Here is an 18,076-nt window from a genome sequence, read left to right as displayed (position 1 = left end):
CATCAACCATATAAAGAAACTCTACCGACTTGAGATAAAGCTTAAAGGTAAACCCGCGGCTGAAAAATACCAACAAAGGCAAAAGGTCGCAGTCCCTTTGCTCAATACTCTCAAGGAGTGGCTGGATAAAGCGGTCATGCGTATCTCACCCAAAACCAAACTGGGTGAAGCCATTAGCTATACATTGAACCAGTGGCCAAAACTGATGCGCTATATTGAAGACGGGCGACTCTCTATCGATAACAATCGCGCAGAGCGGGCCGTCAAACCCTTTGTGGTGGGGAGAAAGAATTGGATGTTCTCCAATACGGCCTCTGGTGCTCAGGCTAGCGCCGTGCTCTACAGTATTATCGAAACCGCCAAAGCTAACGGGCTGATGCCCTTTGATTATATCAACCACTGTCTTACTCAGCTTGCCATAGACCCTAATGAAGTCGAGTCCTTACTCCCTTGGAACGTTAACCTCAACGTGTAGATCACCACACGCATACCCTTTATTGATTGTTTCATATTTGATAATGAGATCAGGGGCTGGCGAATCCCCACAAAAAGATAAACAGAAATAATGAGATAGGTAAAAAATAGAGGAACATTCATGGCATTTGGTGATCAAATTTATCGCCAAACAAAAATTACCACGAGTAAATGCCATGAATGCAAAGCAAGTTTTATCAAAATGTCTCTCCCTTGTCACCCCATTAATGCATAAAACTCGCCGACAGAGTTTGTTTTCAGCAATCGAAAGCTCAATGAATGGTGGCTCCCTATCAATCACAGGCCTTGGCCGCGACATTGATAGTAATGCCATGGAAAAACATAAGATTAAGCGTGTAGACAGACTCTGCTCTAACACTCAGCTACACCGTGATATCAAGCACATCTATACTCGCATGGCTTACCTATTGGTGAGCAACATGCCACAGCCAATAATCCATATCGATTGGTCTGATTTAGATGATAGAAAGGAGAGCTTTCTCATTCGCGCCTCCCTTGCAGCTCAAGGGCGCTCTTTAACACTCTATGAAGAGATTTATCCGTTAAATCTGAAAGATAAACCTAAAATTCACCTGCAATTTATGACTCGCCTGAAGGCGATGCTACCAAGCAACTGCAAGCCAATTATCGTGACCGATACAGGGTTTCGTATACCTTGGTTTAAGCAAGTGTTATCGCTTGAATGGGATTACGTAGGCCGCGTCAGAAACAGAACTCAATGCTTCAAATCGGGTGAGTATGACTGGCAACCAATCAAAAGCTTATACATGAAAGCGACCTCTCGCGCTAAGAGCCTAGGTGAATTTCTGCTAGGCCAAACTGTTGGATTTAAAACCCGTTTAGTTCTCTATAAACGTCACCCAAAAGGTCGTAAAGACATGAACGCAAAGGGTGATGATATCAGAAAAGATAAGCGCTCTCGCGCCAGTGCAGCAAGAGAAAAAGAGCCTTGGCTACTCGCCACATCACTGTAATCATTGCGAGTCTATCTCAGTTTATATTGTACCTGCTAGGTTTAGCAGTAAAGGCAGCGGATAAACACAGGCAATATCAAGCCAACTCAATTAAACATCGTAACGTACTCTCAAACCAATTTATTGGATTAAGGGCATACAAGGATAGGAAGTTGAAGCTGTTGAAACACCATTGGCGAGCAGCTATTTCGTTACTGAAAGAATTAGTTAGGGATCCACAAGCATGCTATTAAATTCGTGGGGATCCTTCAGGGTCGGAGCGAATTAAAGCCTTCGGATAAACTAAGAGGGACTTTTTCTAATCAATGTCAGGTTAATTGGAATCAATGCACTAACCCACTTTTCCCCCTTTCCGAGTGAGTAAAGTGACATCTAGCTAACTCCAACATTGACTCAATTTTAGTCATGCTACAGAGTGTCTATAGAACTCAAGCCTCATTCTTTCCTGTGCTAATGGGAGTTCGACTAATGACACTTACAGAACAAATAACAGAACTAAAGCAGAGGGTAGCAGCAGGTGGAAATAAGACTGCTTTGGCAAGTGAGTATAAGATTAGCCAGCAGACATTATATTCTTACCTCAAAGGATCTGCCAATTTAAATAATGTTTAAAAAAGGTTCTGTCGCATCTTGAGACTTCAGGAATGATCTACATACGGAACTTGATAAACTGACGATACATAGGCCAGCCCTGCAGTGATGCTAAGCTGGCTTTTTATTTAGTATATGAACTTCTCCTAAGGCCTTGCGTACCGCATTCGGATTCAAATCGATGGATGGAGCGGAAGCCACGATAGCCAGTGTCGAATTTAGCGGATTAACAGTGTCTGATGAAGTTATAGCGGCTCAATCTCTGTTTGCGACAGAACCCTTAAATACGCCATTATCGAACTGGTTACATTGGATCCAAGGTAATGTAGTCGATATACAAGTAGGCATCGCTGGAACCACCAACGGCACCATTGCCACAGATCCCCCGCAGCTGAACCGGGGTATTGTTCGCCTTTGCCATCAGCACAATCGATAAGAACGCGTTGGCGCCAGTTTCACTCTGCTTAATAAATCCACTTTCGGCATTGGGGCAGTTGCTTGAATTCCAATTGTCACCTTCTGGGATAAAGTAGTAATAAACTCCCCCCACCACATGAAATGCAACACTTTATACCTTATGCTGCCTGTCTTTTTGTTAACCGTTGAGGTCAGGTGTGTTACCTGAGCGTTTTTAATGTTGACATTACGCACTTATTGAGTGTACTTTCCTCTCACTGTGTATTATGGATGTACTTATATGCGTTTTCCCTCATGGAAGATGGTTGTTTCTTTGTTGTCGAGCTGTTTGTTTTCAGGTTTTGTTGTCGCGATCTCATTACCAAACGTCAGTACTCCAAACTTGACTGGCAACAAGTCTGGCAATGAAATCAGACTTGAATGGACATCTGTAAGTGGGATCGCTGGTGGTCCTAACATCGTATACAGCTTATTCGAGTCAACAAATAACTCTTCTTGGACTCGAATATATTCCAGTTCCCACAGTAGAAGAAGTTTAGTCTTATCAAGTAAAAACCATATTTCATACTTTTATAAAATTAAAGCTTGTCAGAAGACACTATGTAGTGGCTATAGTGCTAATGTTGAGTTACAAGATCTTAGTGCACCGATAACATCAGAGTCTTTTTTAATAGAGCGGTTAGATTACAACGTATACCAAGATGCAAATGGACATTTGTATTTGGTTCGTCCTCCAAAGTTTGTGCCTATATCAGGTGAAATATTTATCCCACTTTTTATTCCTGACCAAGGTAGTGTCATAAAATTATCCCGTAATGGCAGTTCTTGGGACCTATCAACCTTAACTTATGCACAGTTTACTGCATCTAATGCGACAGAAATAAAGCAAGGGGCGGTTAGGTATCAAAATATCAACGGAACATCCGATGCAGAGTTAGTTATTTCATTGGATGGGAAGTTTGAAAATAGCATTGTTATTACCGATATTGGTAGCACAACTCATGAGGTCAATGAGCTGAACGTTCAACTTGAGCAGTGGTTACAAACAACCGATGCTGAGGTACCCAATGCCACAGGCAGTAATGCTGCACCTTCTCAATCGGTTAATTTAAATGCTGCCGTACTCAAGGGGCAAGCGTCTGTTTCAGGCGGCCAAGCGAATTATCAAATCCCTATCGATTTACCCCCCGGGCGCGCGGGTATTCAGCCTAAGGTTTCTCTGAGTTATAGCTCACAAAGTGGTAACGGCATAGTCGGTGTTGGTTGGTCACTCAATACCGGCTCAGCGATAAGCCGTTGCGGGGCGACCCATGCCCAAGATGGTTTCACCCGTGCAGTGACCTTTAATGCTGATACCGATAGGCTTTGTTTGAATGGGCAGCGGCTCATCACCTCTGGCAGCTATGGCACCAGCGGCACTGAGTACCGCACCGAGATGGACAGCTTTGTTAAAGTTATGCAATCGGGTGCAATTAATGGCGCTTCAACGCATTTTACGGTCTATCGTCCCGATGGTTCAACAGCCACTTATGGGGCTAACGGCAATAGTCGTTTCAATCCTGAGGGGTTAACAACAACGTTAAGTTGGAAGGTGACTCAAGAATCCTACTCTGATGGAATGAATACCATTGATTATCGTTACTTTAATCCTGAAGCTGGTGAGCATCTACTTGAAAGTATTTACTACACGGGGACGAATTCAAATCTCGGAGATAGACAAGTTAAGTTCATCTATGAAGCGCGTCTTGATAAGCGTAATGCCTATATCCAAGGTGGACGATTAAAAACGACACAACGATTAACATCGATAGAAACGTATTTCGGCTCTGAAAATTGGGTATCACGATATCAGCTTGGCTTTAAACAAAGCCAGATAAGCAAGAAAACCTTGCTAGATTCTGTGCAGCATTGTGGTCAATTCAATGGGGAGTCACAGTGTCGTCAGATGACGCATTTTTCGTGGGAAGATACCCCCATTACCATCACAAGCGAGCCACTTAAATTGGATGGCAAGCACATCTTTGATGGCGTCGTTAAAGCCTATGAATTGACCCCCGTCGCGGATGCCAATGGTGATGGAGTACTTGATTTTCCTACGTACTATTCAGATGCCGAACAAAGAGAAACAGGGCAGCATGAATACGGCTATAAAGATGTTTGCTACTATAAAGCCGTTACAGGCAAGAAAACATGCTCAGTGGCTGATATTGATGGAGATGGTAGAACTGACATTGTTAAGCCCGTTAATAATAACGTCGCTATTCGATTTTCTGCTAACAATTCAGATAGCTTCATAGAAACCAATATCTCTTATGACCATCGAAAGCTTAAAAACCCGGATGTCATAGAAAATATGTCCGATTTTAATGGCGATGGCCTGCCTGATTTGCTCATGCGAAGAGCAAGGAATGGCACCATTAAGTGGGAGCTTTTTGTCCACACAGGCTCATCGACTCACCCCTATCAAACCAGTATCGTCATCACCTCGACGAGAGAGGATGCTGAACAAACAGATATGAGCTTAAATGCGGTGGGTGATATTGATGGCAATGGGTTACCTGATTTAGCACTTTTTAGTAATCGAAGTGTTTTTGGGGCTGTGCCAGTAAAAGGCTTGAAACAATTCATGCTAAACCAAAGCATGGGTAATAATATTGTTTTTGAAAGTAAAGACGCCCCTAGCTTCGGCTTTTTTGAAAACCCTGGCCATATCGTAACAGATTTCTTTTTCTTCAATTATATGACCGACATGAACGGGGATGGACTGACCGACATTATCGCGTGGCAACAAATTGAGGGGGGCAAAATAAAACTGGGGTATATGCTAAATACCGGGAACGCAGATTTTACTTCATGGCAAGCATTCACGGGCAATGTCTCATTAAAGCAACGCTCTTTTGTTATAAAAGCATTTTCTGAGGAGCCTTTCGATGTTACCTATCCCATGCATTTTGACAGTTTCCATTCACAAGATATTGATGGCGATGGTATCAATGAAATTCTTCTGCCAAACAAAAGATTAATTACAGGCTGCGCAAGCATTGTGGTACCCATTAACTATCAGTGGAATACCAAAACATTCTGCGGTGATGGTTTATATCAGGATTTCGCTACATCAACCCAGGCTAATTTCCCAACAGCACCGATTGACTCACGCAGTCTTGATGAATCCATTTATCAATATGACGCTATTAAATTCACCAGAAATAGCGATGGAAGCTACGGCCTAACTCAAGAAGCAACACAATATAAAGGGAGTGCATATCAAGCCACATTTACCGATGCGTTTGGCGATGGGTTAGTTGATATGATAACAGCATATGGCCCTCGGATTGTTCAAGGTCAACACAATCGAACCTGGATAGATGAGCCCGCCTCAAGTCTGTGGGGGGCCAATTACGGGGGCTATATCAGTCGGAATTATGGCTCAGGCACAGGCATAACCCCTAGCGATTACCAACCGGTTGATTATTTAGCGTCTGTCACAGACGGCTTAGGTAACACCAGCCAGTGGCGTTACCGCCCGCTCTCTACGGGCGAAGCCAGTGCAGGTCAAACTAAGATGTACAATACTGACCATGATTACGTCGGTGATGGCTATATCCACTTTGGTTCCAGTATGTACGTGGTGCAATCTTTTGAGCAAAGCAATGGCATTGGTGGAGTCAATGAAACCGAGTACGCCTACAAAGGCGCCATGTATAATCTGCAAGGCAGGGGCTTCACTGGGTTTAGAGAAGTGATTGAAAAAGACGTCAGTCGCAATAAAGTGACCATGAGTGTCTTCAAGCAAAAATTCCCCTTTGTTAGCTTGCTTGAATCACAAACGGTGAGTGTCAATGGCACCACAGTGGCAACGACCACACAAAGCTGGGCTGACAACCCGCAGCACACGATTACCGGTGTGTATCACAACATCAATACCCGTACTATCACCAACAGCTACGGGTTAAGTGGGTCCAGTGAGCGGCGCAGCGCGGTTGAGCAAACCATTGCTCCGAGTGCTGTTGATGAGTTTGGCAATATCAGTAAGCATACCCAAACGGTCACAGATTATATTGATGGTGGCGCCAATAGCTACCAAACAGTGGTCGATACCGTGTTCACGCCAGACACAGATAGCTGGTTTTTATCAAAATTTAATGCGGTGATGACGACCAATACCGTCGAAAATCGTGATTGGGTGAACGACCCAACAGTGAATGCTGATATCGCTCAAGTGACAACGCAAACGGTTGAGTCTTGGGATGAGACACATCACAAACCTACCCGCATTGTTTACACTGCATCGGGCAGTGCTTGCAGCCGTAGTGACGTTATGGTGTTTAATGATTATGGCTTGCCTTTATCATCCACGGTAACCGGACAGTCTAGTACTTGCAGCCACCTTTCAGCTCGAACAACGTCATTTAATTACACTAAAAATGGGTCCAGTGCCCTTGATGATGGTTACCTCCCTTACCAAGTGACTAACGCCAAAGGTCATATCACGACGACTGAATATAATATGGGTTTAGGTGTCCCCACCAAAGTGACGGCGCCGAACAGTATTGTGACGCAAACTCAGTACGATGCCATAGGCCGACCGGTGCAGGTAAGTCAAACGGGGAGCCCTATTCGATATATAAGGTACTTAGTCGCGTCCAATGGCAACAATCGTCCGGCTTATGCTCAATTGATGACACGCACCACCTCTGCAGGCATGCCGACAAAAGAAGTTTACCTCGATAGCTTAGGTCGCTTCTTACTCAGTGTCACTCAAGCATTTGATGGTAGTCGCTATCAGTATCTGGACAAAAAATATGACAGCCTTGGCCATCTTACCCATGAGTCTTTGCCTTTCTATGACAATGATACTCCTGAATATACTGTTTTCAGTGGCTTCGATGCCTTCGACAGACCGACGACTCGCAGTTTGCCCAATGGCGAAGGAGGTCTGATATCCACTTACGAATATACTGGTCTGAAAACAGATATCACGGTTGATGGTCGCACCCTATCCCGCACCTATGGCATGCAAGGCTTACTCTATGAAACTGTCGATGCAGCCGGTGGCAGTAACCGTTTTGCCTATGATGGTGGGGGGCGTCCTCTGGTCATTGAGGATGCGAACCATAACAAGATAGTTGCCAGCTATAATGGCTTTGATCATAAGACTCAGGTGGTTGACCCCAACCAAGGCATCACACGTTTTGGTTATAACACCTTAGGCGAACTGGACAGGCAAACCGATGCCAATGGTGTGGTGCAACGCTATGTGTTCGATACTTTGGGGCGCATAACCAGCCAAACGACTGCAGGCGGTAATGCTCCCGGTACGGTTTCCTACACCTGGGATACCCTCAAGCAAGGGCTATTGACGTCAGAAACTGCAAATGGCATCAGCCGAAGTTACGCCTATACCGATAATCTGCAATTAGCCACAAGCTCAGTAAAAGTGGCGAGTAGTCATGGCGGCGATGGTGTCACTCGCACGGTTAGCCATCAATACGACAGCTTTTATGGTCGGCCTAAGGCGTTGACTTACCCCAATGGGTTAACGCTGGAGTATCGCTATAACGAGTCTGGCTACCTGAATCAAACCCGTAATGCGGCTTCGGGTTATATCTATCGCACCGTCACTGATAGGGATGCCGCAGGCCACCTAACGGGCAGTCAGATGGCCAATGCTCTACTAGAGCAAACCAGCAGCTATAACAGTGAAGGCACCATGGCCAGTACCCAAGTGAGCAGTAGCTTGGGCCTGCTGCATAATCATTATTATGAGCGTTACGACAGTTTTATGAACCTTACTGCTGAACGCAATACCGTTACAGGGTTAGAAAAAAGTTATGTGTATGACAATCTCAACCGTCTAAAACAGTACAGCTTTAGCAATGGGGGCTTTGCTATTTACGATAACAGTACCCCGTTCGCTGCTACCGTCGATTATGGCTATGATGCGGTGGGTAACTTGCTGAAAAAGTCCGATTATAGTGTGAATAGTGCTAACGCTTATGAGTATGGCGCGTGTAATGGGCCAAACCGTGTGTGTGCCATCACTAAGCCAATCAATAATCAGCGCGTCACCTTTAGCTATGACAGTCGGGGGAACCTACTAACCGGTGACGGGTTAACCATGACCTATAACGCGCTGGATAAACCCTTGACCATCAATGGACGCGGTCCTAGCAACAACACCCGTACCGCGTTTGTCTATGGCAGCGACAATATGCGCGCACTGCAAACGCGAACCGTGAGTGGTAAAACGACGACAACGCATTATGTCGGTAAGTTATTTGAGAGTGACAATGATGGCAGCTGGCGGGCCTACATCGATGATATTGCGGTACTCAGTTACACGCCAGATAAGGGTAACAAACTGCTATTTACCTTGCGAGACAGATTAGGCAGTGCCACCACCCTGGTCGATGAAGCCGGTAATATCATTAGTCAGCGCTACTTCGACCCCTTCGGGCGCACAGCAACGGCAAGTGCGGCAGGAAGCTTGGGTGATTTGCTCGATACCAACCGTCACCGCCGTGGATTCACCGACCATGAGCATTTGAACGAGCAGCAGCTTATTCATATGAACGGTCGGGTGTACGATTATAATATGGGCCGCTTCATGTCGGTTGACCCGTTGATACAGTCACCAACGTCAACGCAAAGTGTCAATCCGTATTCCTATATCATGAATAACCCGCTGGCGGGGACAGACCCAACAGGGTATGCGTCAGATGATGTCATGACCGGCTCCAGACTCAAAGGCGTAGATACTGGAGCCCATGGTGCAACCTTTGGGGCAAGAGTCCGAATGGACAATAGGCAAGCTGACTCTGGCGCTAATAAATCACAAACTGCTCAGCAAGCTGATGTTAAGGTTGATAAGATTGGGGGGCTGGGCAACAATGCTCAACAACGCTATGGTAATGATGCTAGCTTTGCAAAAGGCTATAGTTCTATTAAAGGTGACATGAGCTATGCCATATCATGGTCGGGCCCAGGACAAGCCGTTGACAGCATACATTCAGGTATCGATGCTTTTGAGGCTGGCTATGAGGAGTATCAAAAAACAGGTAACCTTACTAGTGCGGCGTTCATAGCTGGAAAAGCAGGGGTTCAATCTTTAGCTGAGCGTAAGTTAAAACTAGGCCGAATGCCCGATGCCGATATTACAAAGGGCATAGATGGGAAGGCAGATTTTATCGTCTCACCTAAGGGTACGACGATGCCGACGAATAAAGACTTTAACTTAGTTGACTCAAATAAAAAGGGTGGTGACTGGTTCCAGATCCACAATAAGCATACCGATGCCAAAGTCGGTGGCTCCCCCCATTCTCACTATCCAAAGCAGCATGGGAAAAATCGAACTCGCGAGATAAAACGCACTGACGGCGGTGATTTAGATCGTGCAGATAATGCTTTGAGAAATGGAACGATGAGAGAGCGGCAGAATCGAGGGGATAAAGGAGGTTAATAATGACACAATTTGCTCTGGTTACCACTAGTAATGCGATGGACGGTTTGCGCTCAGTAGAGAGCTTTGGAGATGAGTTTCTTCTAGGAGTAGCGGCTAAGCTATTTCCCGGATCTCCTTTAAATAAGGTTTATCTACTTAATGTAGGCGGGAAGGATGTTGATAGTCTGATGCTAGATGCTCAAAAGGCTGTAATTGACAATAAAGTTTTCCAGAAAACAGAGCTTTACAAGGTGGTAAATAAGGTTGCTCAGTATGTTGATGACTTCGTCTTTTGGTACGGTTCAGATTATGACGAATTGGAATATGTTTATGATGTTGCTGATTTACTTGGGAAGTTAGAGAGGGAAGTAGGCGACTCATTTTGCGAGGCATACGTTCATTATAAGAAGGCTGACTAGAAATAATCTAGTCTTTTCTAGTACAGTAATGTTACAAACAGAGCATCAGGAACTCACAGACAATTAAAAAATGCTGGAGCAACTGATTCTCACCATATAATCCAAGATGCAGCAGCTAAAAACCTGGCTGGTTACAACCGAATGGATGCTCCAGCTGTTCAGCTTAAGGGACCATCTACAGCAAAAGGTTCTGAGCATTATATAGCAACGCAAGTTCAGCGACAGCGAGGAGGGGGGACTTATTCTGCTGAACGCCGGATTGGATACAAAGCTCTTCGTAGATCTGGTGTCCCCCAAAGCGAAGCTCGCGGCCATATTCAAAGGGCTGATGATTACTTTGGAGGGCTAGGAGTAACACCGAATACTATGATGCGGCAAGTGGGCAACAGAAACTAATAGAGGAGCAAAAAATGAACGTCACTATAAAATTACTACTTGAGAACTTGGTAATGCTCCTTGTTAATTCAAAGTTTGCCGAAATTGTTGCCCGAAATGAAAATGGGCGACTTTCACAAGCTGAAATTGAAGAGGTATTAAATGATTATCCAGGATCAATAACATTGCCACCGGACACGGCTTACGATACAGCATGTGTTTATGATGTTTATGATGAACACACGGAGGCTAGAAAAGTTGAGTTTGACTTATGGTATGGCGACGAAGTAAGTGATCTAACTTTGTCTGCTGATATTCATAAAAATGATAGAGGCGGATTTGTAATCTCTATCGATGATATTCATGTATTGTAGATTAACATCACTGAATACTTCTCCGCGGCTAGTACGAAAGAGGATCGTTGAACGGACAGTTAAAGAGTACCAGCTGATCACCGCGAAATGGGCGATGAAGTTGTCTCATATAAGTGGTACGATATCAATCTCTTTTGTGGCCCCCTAATCGTACATATTTATGACTGAAATACGAATTGGTTATGCTCGTTGCTCTACCGATAAACAAGATCTGACAGCCCAACAAGAAGCTCTGATAAAATTAGGCGTTTCTCCTGACCGAATTTATATCAATAGAGCGCTGACCGGGGCTTTGTTGTTAGCGTAGGATAATTAACTAATTTCCTGACTACCCCGCCACACGTTTACTAATAGACTAGTCTTAATACACTGAATCAAGGGTATTCATAGAATGAGGCTGTAAAATGTATATGTCATTAGACGAAGCAAGGCCTAAAATAGTTAAGGTTATAAGAAGAAAAAAGAAAACAGGAGTAAAATGCCTATGGATAGCCCTATCTACCAACAATATTTTAAAATTTGAGATTATAGATCCCGTTCCAGATTATAAAAAAATTGGCAATTATTACAAAGCGAGCTTCCCACAAATCATCAATGTATCACATCCCAATCCAAATAAAGGATTGCTTCCCGTTGGAGAAGTAGAGCTAAACAATAATAACTCAAATGAAGAAATAGCGGACAAAATTATAGAAGAACTTAAAGCTATGGTAATGGAGGAAGTAAAGTTACTTATAAGCAAATGAGTTCGACAATGCGCATAGTTAGCCACATTAGGGACGCTTACTACGCTTAAGCACTCGATGCTTTTCCACACCAAGGAGCAAGCCGACGCCAAAAGGTCACCTGAATCACCTCAGTGATAGCAAAAAATACCGATATACGCGAAGCCGCTAAGACAATCTGCCTCAATGGTGAAACTCAATAAAAGGGTGACTCATGCTAAGTTCCTGTGCATTTTCCGTGTTTTTTTGGGGACGACATACCAGTGTTTACGCGCATTTAGCAGCGGATAAGTGGGCACGTTAGGGGCTTTGAATGCGTAACGTTCCAGAGGCTTAACACTCACAGGAGACTGAAACACAATAATCGGTAACGCGCTGCCGGTCGAGGTTAACTTAGTACGGCGTTTATCACCGCTATTGCGCGCCCACACATCACAAAATGGCTGCACTCTGGCGTGCCTGATCTCCACAATCACGTCAGTATCGTTAACGCGACTCAGCAGTTCAAGCTCACGATTGGCGCGAGCGATAAGCTCACTTTTAGTCAGCCCAACAAACTCGAACGTTTTACTGTTGACCCCATCCTTTATTCGCGTTTCTGCATCCTCAGATTTGATAATATGCTCAATTTTTTTCGACTGCCAATAGAAGTTGATTAACTCAATCTGATCGAGTGTACTGTCGATTATTTTGAGCTCTCTGATCGTATTGAATAACACCAAGTTGGGCAATAATTCATGTAAGTTTTCATGCACAGATTGTCGATTATTGAACCCTTTTCTCACTGCGTTATAAAAGGCGGAGCGCTGGTGATTGACCTTGATGGATAACGCCATAAAATTCGATTTTTCGGCATCAGGTAACACGATAAACCCTGGAAATCGCTTGGCTAAATAAGTGTTTTCTTCAAAGGTATTGACGGTAAGTTGGGTGATAGCTTGCCGGACAAAAGCGCGACTCTTTGGGGTTAAATCAGAAAAAGTGTGTTCTATATCAATGGATTGAGGCAGGGCCATTTCATCCCCCAGGCGGTTTTTTTCAAGTTGAAACAGACACAAATCAGTGACATTGCTCACGATGAAAGATGCGAGTTCATCCAACAATGTCACTAGGCGTTGATGCTCGATCCTGATGTATGAATTGAGTGTGGCTCGCTGATCCATAATATTCCTTATACGACAGTCATTTATATTGAATAGCCAAATGATGCTTTGCATGGGGGTCAGCAATGACCATTCCTACCGCGACCGCTAATAGCAACCTTTGCAACAGAACTAGAAAAAGAAAAGCCTAACATCACTGCGAGGCTTGTTTATGTATTGTCTGCATATAAAAACAGAGCATGAAAATTATTTCAGATCACTCTAGATAAACAGAACCTCAACGTTTAAGAACTAGCCCCTCCATCGTCGGGACTTTTAGGCCAGTATGATATAGTCATGGCTATATCACCTCCAGCATTTAAACTTGATAGGAATGAGTCCTGAAGAATCCCATTTTTAAACAATGTATTACTCATCGTTCTAAGCTCATTATCCCTCATGAGTTGCTCCACTCCCAAAGGTTCATTATTGATTCTCAAAGAACCAACCCCATTTAGAGTGTACTCTCTAAATTTAGATACTTTAGCAAAGGAGTTGTTAGAGTTAGAGTTAAGTAAAAACTCCTCTGGGATCCCCTTGGGTTGCCTTGATGCACTCGCTTTTGTCTTGTAGCCATATGCTATATCTTCTAGATCTTCTAGATCTTCCATAATGTCGAATTCATCAGCTAAAAGGCCGCGCCGCTTTTTAAGGTTTGACCTTGCGGACGTCATATTTTTCGCATTGGCTCCAATTGAAGATACTGACAATACACTCCCTACAATACTGAACCCGAATGCCCACTTTAATAAATTATCTGACTTATCCGTCTTTCCATTTTTTTCTGCAGAGTCAGATGCTAGTTTAAGACTTGAAGAAGTCAAAGTTACGGCACTCGCGAACATAGACAACCCAATAGCAGCGGTTGAACCCGCGGTAAAAGGAGCTAGAACCAAACCCACCAGCCCCCCTAATATACCAAAAATTCTCCCGATCTCTTTACTGTCATGTCCACTTGGGTCAAGCAAATTGACTGGATCCCCTTTACAGTACAAATAAGGATTGATGCCTCCTGACGAAAACGGTGACAAGTCATCCTGACTCGTAAAAAATGCGATTGCAGGTAAATACAATCGGGCTCCATTACCTAATAGATACCCATTGCTTTCTTTATCTACTATCTCACCATTAAATCCTGTGCGAGTCGAACTCCCCCCTTCCCCAAAAGGTGTATAGCAAGTATGAGTCATATTGACATCATCGCTGACACCGATTACAGAATTACTACGGTCAACAGCAAGAATTTGTGTATTACCGTTGTTAATTTCAGCTACTGGTGTCACGGCACCACTGCGAACAAATTCACATTGTTCATCAGAAGATTCTTCACTTATCAATTTACCGGCTAAATAATACTTGGCAGTATCATTGCAGGTAACGACTCTGTTAAAAGCATCATACTGATAAGAGGAATTACTGTATTGCTCTAATGTATTAAGTGGAGTATAAGACAATGCATAAGAACTGCTCCCGTCGCTCAATGATGTGATATTTCCATCGCTGTCATATGCTAGAACCATTGAGGCGGGGTATTTATTGTCACCACTCGTCAATGTATGTCTAATACTGATTAAACGCTGTGATTCATAATCATAGCTGGCGGTGTCTTTATCCCCGTTAGGAAAATAAGTAACGACCGCTGTAATATTATTTATCCCGTCAAATGCAAAATCTTGCCCGGTAATAACTTTTCCCATTTCGTTTTTGGGAGATAAGTAACCATCTGACGGATCTGCAGTGTAATTAGTCAGTCTGCTACGGTTATCATAGATGAAAGCTTCGCTCAAAGAACTGATATTACCTGTATCAACATTCGTTGTTCGCGAAACGAGTCGATTCTGCTTATCGTAGGTATAATTAATAGCCGTTGTATTGGTCCCTGTTGTTATGTCTCTGTTTGTTTCGCGGCTATATTCATCATACGAAATGAATGTTGACTGAGTCAGTACCGAGTTTAGATAAGTTTCAAACTGACTGATACGCCCAAATTGGTCAAAGGTGTTTCCCGTTTGAATGGTACCATCACTAGAGCTGACTACTCGTCTCAGACTATCTAGAATCGTCGATATTTCACGACCATCAGAAGCTTTACTCTTCAGTATCGCTCCAGACAAGGTGTATTCTTCACTAGTCCAGCTTTTAGCTGGGTTACTCCCGACCGTCTGGCTACATATTTTTAAACGCCCTGTATTTCCATAGGTATAATCATATCGACCGTTGGTGTTACTTGCAGAAGACATTAATCCAATTGGTGTACCAGACTCAGAAGACGCCGAATAAACAAATTCTCCAGCGGTCCCGTCTTTAGTCGTGATTTTAGATACCGTTTTCAATTCAGGAATAACCGTAGAGCTTATCGTATGACCACGAGCATTGGTGATAACTGACGGTAATATTTTACTGACATTGTCATCGTAGCTGTACGTTGTAGTGGCACCATTTACCTGCTGGCTGGTCATTCGGGTCAATCCATCAAATTCCCGGGTACCTAAATTGACTTCTCCAACATCAATGCTAGTCATAAGTGAGGAAATCGATGATTCGGCATATGAAATGTTATATTCACTGCCATCAAAGTGCATCACGCTAACTGGTCGGTCAAAAGCATCATAGCGAACCACTGATGCCGTATCATTGGAAGGTGTTGTCACTTTAGTTAATCGGCCAAATCCGTCATACATCAACTGTGTATTACTGTAGACTTGTCCGCTCGCCGAGAGTTGTTTCTTGCTGACGGGGCTCTGAAATAAATTGAAGTCAGTGACAGAAGCAGGCAAGGTGTTGCCATCACTGCCTGTTAGCTGCTCATTGACGGACAATTGGTTCGGATTAACATCACGGGTTAAGATGACGCCATCCGGATAGGTTTCTGTTTTAATTTCGCCAAAATGGCCATAAACATATTGAGTCTTATTACTATAAGACGATACGACTCCTCCAGAATTGTCAGAAAAGCTATAGTCAAAAATGGTTTCAGCAAGCTGACGGCCTTGATTATCATAATCATAGCTAACAGCTTTGCGCTGTACATTCTGCTCATCCTGCTTATAAATTGATAACTCTCTTTGCTCTGCATCAAAATATTGATATTCACTGATGCCCTGCGAGGTCATTATCGTTCTTATACCGATGTTTGACTCTGTAGTTGGTAAACTACTAATAATGGAAGGGAAATAATCGTATTCATATGATTTTAGTACTTCATAATCAGTCCCTTCAGCTTCAACCTGTGATGTAATTCGTTCAAATTTATCATACGTAAAAATGCTTTTAACACCCTCAATATCAGTTGCAGAGATAAGATTACTAGAAAAGATGGATGTATCTTCGCTTTTTTCCAATGTGGTATCATCAAAGCTCGTTAGTGTCGTACTTTTGGTGACAATGTCACCGCTAAACAGGAAACCATATGAAGCGACTGTAGCTTGTCCCGCTTTTGTTACCGTCTGGCTTTTCAGCTCTGACAATATTTTATTATCACTGCCCGTACCATAATAGCTATTGGATAAGGTGTAATCTTCAGATGACTTGGTGTCAGATACAATAAAAGAGCTTTGACTATCATCCACTCTTGCTATCGATTTGTACGTAAATGAACACACCTTATTTCCACTGTCGCCACTTGAGCCACCAACAGGGATAACTTCTCTGGATTTGGAAAAAGCTCGGAGATTGTATGGATGAGCCGGGCAACTTTCGCCTTCTCCATTCTCCGAATAGTAAACATATTTCGAGATAACACCACTAATGTCCTTTTGTGTTATCAGGTTCCCCCAATCATCAAATTCGAATGTCTGCTCGAATGTCTGCGCAGTGGTTTCATCTGGAAGTATAAAGCTTAAAGTGTGAGATTTAGGCAACTCATAACGAGACTCTTGCTCTGAAAGCGGCATATTACCAATACTAAAAAATTCACTGGTAGTGATTTTTTGATATTCATCATTACCCTGCGTTTCTGTCTTTTGAAGCAACTGGTGAAACTTGTTATAGCGATATAACGTTACTTTATCACCGCAGGTTTCTTGACCAGTGTATTCGTAATCCCCATCATAATCTGCCAGATTATCAGCGTTACTAATCCAGTCACTTGAACTACTGAGATATCCCCAGTAGTTATAAGCGGCATTCGCTGACGACACTCCATAAGCATAGGTCGTAACTATAGCTGGCTGAGTACTGGAGACGACTTTGGTATGTCTAGAGAGGGCCGGTTGATAGGCAATCGGGGCGCCATCCTGTAGATAGAGCTTGCTCCCATACTCCATTGATTCCGACGCACCAGATGGATAATCTACAGAACCAATCAGATATAACTCACCGCCATCGATATTAACATATTGATAACCTAAGCTGATGGCGGTGTTATCAGGCAGTGTGATAGAAAACAATTTACCATCAGCATTATAGTTAACTGTTGTTGACGATTCTTCATTGTGATTTGGGAAGCGTGTTACCGTTGCAGATTTTCCTGCTTCATCATAATCAATAATTAACAGGTCATTAGTACTATCCGAAACCTTGGTTAATCGGTAGGTGGCATAAAAAGAACTGTATTCGTAGTCAAACTCAAAAGACCGGCCAGAGGGAGACATAACTGACGATAAATAGGCATTTCCAGTACTATCGTTGAAGGTGAGGACTTCTGTCGAGCCATCCTTGTAGTAAATGAACAAGCTGGAACCTTGTCTTTCAACTTTAATATCCAACAGTTTATGGCTCAATACCCACTCGCCAGAAGAACTGGCAAACAATACGGTATAAGATAAGCCTGAGCTGAGCGTCAACGTAGCATTTGTCTCATTATAACTGGTCAACCTGAACGACCAACCGCTGCCTAAACCATAGGCATTGACGGGAGTACCTGAATGCAGTGTTGCCATAGAATTAAATGTTAATTGAATGTCTAACTGAGGTCCAAAGCCTGCATCCGCAACTATTGTTCCGATATTATGAATATAAGAATAAAGGCCAGTTTGTGGATCAGGGTGTCCAGACAAAATCATTTCATTATTAGATGCTGAAGAGTACATATAATATCCATTTGTTCATTAGCGGCAAAAAGCGAGGTAATAAATAACACCTCGCTTTACTCTTTAAATATATAATTAAGGGGCAACGACTTC

At 43.3% G+C, this 18,076-nt stretch carries 10 protein-coding genes and 2 pseudogenes; 10 read left to right on the top strand and 2 right to left on the bottom strand.

The features are described from left to right. From FS373_RS31060 to FS373_RS31015, 10 genes and pseudogenes are all read left to right on the top strand, one after another. A partial coding sequence (locus tag FS373_RS31060) for an IS66 family transposase (protein WP_152831506.1) occupies positions 1–475 on the top strand: 475 nt, incomplete at its 5' end. A 175-nt stretch (positions 476–650) separates the two neighbouring features. Then, positions 651–1,702 (top strand): annotated as a pseudogene (locus FS373_RS31055) (IS4 family transposase). 235 nt (positions 1,703–1,937) lie between these two features. After that, positions 1,938–2,081: a helix-turn-helix domain-containing protein gene (locus tag FS373_RS31050; RefSeq protein ID WP_152831504.1), complete on the top strand. Its 144-nt coding sequence runs from the start codon at positions 1,938–1,940 to the stop codon at positions 2,079–2,081. Positions 2,082–2,241: 160 nt separating this feature from the next. Continuing rightward, on the top strand, positions 2,242–2,496 hold the full coding sequence (locus tag FS373_RS31045; protein ID WP_152831502.1) for a hypothetical protein: 255 nt from the start codon (positions 2,242–2,244) through the stop codon (positions 2,494–2,496). A 702-nt stretch (positions 2,497–3,198) separates the two neighbouring features. Next, a complete protein-coding gene (locus tag FS373_RS31040) occupies positions 3,199–9,936 on the top strand; it encodes a SpvB/TcaC N-terminal domain-containing protein (protein WP_194165961.1) in 6,738 nt (2,245 codons plus the stop codon). A 2-nt stretch (positions 9,937–9,938) separates the two neighbouring features. Next, complete coding sequence (locus tag FS373_RS31035; protein WP_152831498.1) at positions 9,939–10,337, top strand: hypothetical protein; 399 nt, start codon at positions 9,939–9,941, stop codon at positions 10,335–10,337. Positions 10,338–10,430: 93 nt separating this feature from the next. Next, a pseudogene (locus FS373_RS32840) lies at positions 10,431–10,733 on the top strand (hypothetical protein); the annotation flags it as partial. A gap of 14 nt (positions 10,734–10,747) precedes the next feature. Beyond that, positions 10,748–11,086 (top strand): hypothetical protein, encoded by a 339-nt coding sequence (locus FS373_RS31025; RefSeq protein ID WP_152831496.1) that lies wholly within the window; start codon positions 10,748–10,750, stop codon positions 11,084–11,086. Between the two features lie 160 nt (positions 11,087–11,246). After that, positions 11,247–11,393, top strand: a complete 147-nt coding sequence (locus FS373_RS31020; protein ID WP_227993442.1) for a recombinase family protein — start codon at positions 11,247–11,249, stop codon at positions 11,391–11,393. A 97-nt stretch (positions 11,394–11,490) separates the two neighbouring features. After that, positions 11,491–11,832: a hypothetical protein gene (locus FS373_RS31015; RefSeq protein WP_194165960.1), complete on the top strand. Its 342-nt coding sequence runs from the start codon at positions 11,491–11,493 to the stop codon at positions 11,830–11,832. 191 nt (positions 11,833–12,023) lie between these two features. Here FS373_RS31015 and FS373_RS31010 read toward each other — a convergent pair whose 3' ends face one another. Both FS373_RS31010 and FS373_RS31005 read right to left on the bottom strand, forming a co-directional pair. Then, complete coding sequence (locus tag FS373_RS31010; protein ID WP_194165959.1) at positions 12,024–12,974, bottom strand: DNA replication terminus site-binding protein; 951 nt, start codon at positions 12,972–12,974, stop codon at positions 12,024–12,026. 224 nt (positions 12,975–13,198) lie between these two features. Further along, positions 13,199–17,983, bottom strand: a complete 4,785-nt coding sequence (locus FS373_RS31005; RefSeq protein ID WP_152831490.1) for an RHS repeat-associated core domain-containing protein — start codon at positions 17,981–17,983, stop codon at positions 13,199–13,201. Positions 17,984–18,076: the final 93 nt, after the last annotated feature.

It is taken from the genome of Shewanella sp. YLB-07 (assembly GCF_009377275.1).
Note: the sequence above shows the minus strand (reverse complement) of the source record. Positions and strands in the feature narration are given on the sequence as shown.

What these genes read in the sequence shown, in the direction of transcription:
- FS373_RS31035 (WP_152831498.1), top strand. Translation starts at nt 9,939, where the DNA reads ATGACACAATTTGCTCTGGTTACCACTAGTAATGCGATGGACGGTTTG.
- FS373_RS31025 (WP_152831496.1), top strand. Translation starts at nt 10,748, where the DNA reads ATGAACGTCACTATAAAATTACTACTTGAGAACTTGGTAATGCTCCTT.
- FS373_RS31020 (WP_227993442.1), top strand. Translation starts at nt 11,247, where the DNA reads ATGACTGAAATACGAATTGGTTATGCTCGTTGCTCTACCGATAAACAA.
- FS373_RS31050 (WP_152831504.1), top strand. Translation starts at nt 1,938, where the DNA reads ATGACACTTACAGAACAAATAACAGAACTAAAGCAGAGGGTAGCAGCA.
- FS373_RS31045 (WP_152831502.1), top strand. Translation starts at nt 2,242, where the DNA reads ATGGATGGAGCGGAAGCCACGATAGCCAGTGTCGAATTTAGCGGATTA.
- FS373_RS31015 (WP_194165960.1), top strand. Translation starts at nt 11,491, where the DNA reads ATGTATATGTCATTAGACGAAGCAAGGCCTAAAATAGTTAAGGTTATA.
- FS373_RS31005 (WP_152831490.1), bottom strand. Translation starts at nt 17,983, where the DNA reads ATGTACTCTTCAGCATCTAATAATGAAATGATTTTGTCTGGACACCCT.
- FS373_RS31010 (WP_194165959.1), bottom strand. Translation starts at nt 12,974, where the DNA reads ATGGATCAGCGAGCCACACTCAATTCATACATCAGGATCGAGCATCAA.